The following is a 1,893-nucleotide window of genomic DNA, read 5'->3' as shown; positions in this document are numbered from 1 at the left end:
TTGATCATTGTCTTGCTCCAGGTTTCTCAAGTGTTGCCCTCGGGTCTCTGCCTTTCGGGATGAGCACAATATCTCGTTCAATCGGGGCGTGAATTGGGCGATGGAAAGAAATTATCGGGATTTTAATAAAGCTGAATTAAAGCAATGGACGGCTTGCCTGTATTCACTCCGATCGCGGTCCTGCGGTATTTGGTGAAGACTGGGGGGCTCGTCTTTCTTTCGGATAGGAAGTCGGGCATGATGTCGTGAAGAAGAACGAGCGGTCAGGCAGGCGGTGACATGGGTATTCGCAAGGTGATTCTGGGGGCCGGTCTTGCGGCTTGCTTGCTGCCGGGGCAGGACGCGCGGGCGCAGGAGGCCGCAGATCAGGCCGCGCCTCCGCCGTTTCCGGAGTTCACCTTTCGTCGGATCACGGCCCCCACACCCGGACAGACGGGCCCCCGGATCAATATCCAGATCGGGGATCGCCCGTCGGAGGATCCGGCAGAGACGGTCTCGGTCATGCCCGCGCCGCAGCAGGACCCGCCGGGCGAGACAGACTGGTTCTGGCAGGAGATTCCCGCAGGACGTGATTTCAGCGCCGGGCGCTATCAGGCGGTGATGCAACTGCTCTCCACCGCGCCCGAGGCTGGCAGCCTGCCGATTGCCCGGGCTGAGACATTACTGGCCATGGCCGAGGCGCATGGAGCCCGCATCCTTCAGGAAACCATCGGCACCAGCGTGTCGCCGGCCCTGGTGCTGGCGGTGATGGCGGTGGAGTCGCGCGGTGATACGGTTGCCGAAAGCAGCGCGGGCGCGCGGGGCCTGATGCAGCTGATCCCCGCGACGGCCGAACGGTTCGGGGTGACGGATGTGTTCGACACGGATCAGAATATCGCGGGCGGCGTCGCCTATCTGGACTGGCTGATGGGTGAGTTCGACCGCGACCCGGTCTTGGTCCTGGCAGGGTACAATGCGGGCGAAGGGGCGGTGCGCGGCGCCAACGGAGTGCCGGATTACCGCGAAACCCGCGACTATGTTCCGCGCGTCATGGCCACCTGGATCCTGGCGCGGGCGCTCTGCGTGACCCCGCCGGAACTTGTCACAGACGGCTGCGTGTTTCGCACGATGGTGGCGTCAAACGGCTAACGGATGCCAATTCGCGCGTGATCCACTATAGTGGTGCGCATTGGGTCCAGCCATTGCCAGCCATTTCAAGGAGCCGCCACATGGTCCGCGCCGCCGTTTTTCTACTCTTCCTCCTCATCGCCCCCGCCGCCATGGCGCAATCCTGGTGTTCCAATGGGTCACTGAACGCCACCGAGCATACGATCTGCTCCACTCCCGATCTCCGCTGGCGCGATCAGGAGCTGGAACAGGCTTACGCCGCCGTGCGCCACATCCAGGGCGTTCCGTCGGCGCAGCAGGCCTGGCTGGCAGAGCGCAACGCCTGTGGCTGGGATGTCGCCTGCATCCGCGCGGCCTATGACTACCGGATCGCAGTTCTTCGGGGGATGGCCGGAGGAGGCGGGGCCGGGGGCGGCAAGTACCCGCAACAGCCCGCACCGCAGCAGCCAGCCAACTATCCCGGCTGGTGTTCCGAAGGGTCCCTTAATGCGGCGGAGCAGACAATCTGTTCCTATCCCGATCTTGGGCAGATGGATCTCTATATGGCCGAACTCTATACCCAGGTGCGTCACTATCCAGGCATCGTGTCAGAGCAGCAAAGCTGGCTGAGCGGGCGCAATGCCTGCCATTCGGACTACCCTTGCCTTTACGCCGCCTATTCCGACCGGATTCAGGAATTGCAGCTGCGCTACGGTGCGAACTGACGAAAAACGCCGCCCGTATGGGGCGGCGCTTTCAGTCTCTATAGAGGACAGCGTCAGTCGACGATGGTCGCCTCGGTTGCCG

At 63.0% G+C, this 1,893-nt stretch carries 2 protein-coding genes; both read left to right on the top strand.

Annotation, left to right across the window (positions count from 1 at the left end; genetic code table 11):
* The first annotated feature begins 279 nt into the window (after window positions 1-279).
* Window positions 280-1,128, top strand: coding sequence for a lytic transglycosylase domain-containing protein (locus tag EP237_RS22780; protein WP_127563097.1), 849 nt, complete (start codon window positions 280-282; stop codon window positions 1,126-1,128).
* A gap of 80 nt (window positions 1,129-1,208) precedes the next feature.
* Entirely contained in the window at window positions 1,209-1,811 is a 603-nt protein-coding gene (locus EP237_RS22775; RefSeq protein ID WP_127563096.1) for a lysozyme inhibitor LprI family protein, read from the top strand.
* The last annotated feature ends 82 nt before the right edge of the window (window positions 1,812-1,893 follow it).

Origin of the sequence: Nioella ostreopsis (assembly GCF_004000255.1) — a bacterium.
In the GTDB taxonomy this organism is placed as follows: Bacteria; Pseudomonadota; Alphaproteobacteria; order Rhodobacterales; family Rhodobacteraceae; genus Nioella; species Nioella ostreopsis.
This window is presented reverse-complemented; position numbering and strand designations above follow the sequence as displayed.

Excerpts from the sequence above, each read along its gene's own strand:
- EP237_RS22780 (WP_127563097.1), top strand. The coding sequence starts at position 280 with ATGGGTATTCGCAAGGTGATTCTGGGGGCCGGTCTTGCGGCTTGCTTG.
- EP237_RS22775 (WP_127563096.1), top strand. The coding sequence starts at position 1,209 with ATGGTCCGCGCCGCCGTTTTTCTACTCTTCCTCCTCATCGCCCCCGCC.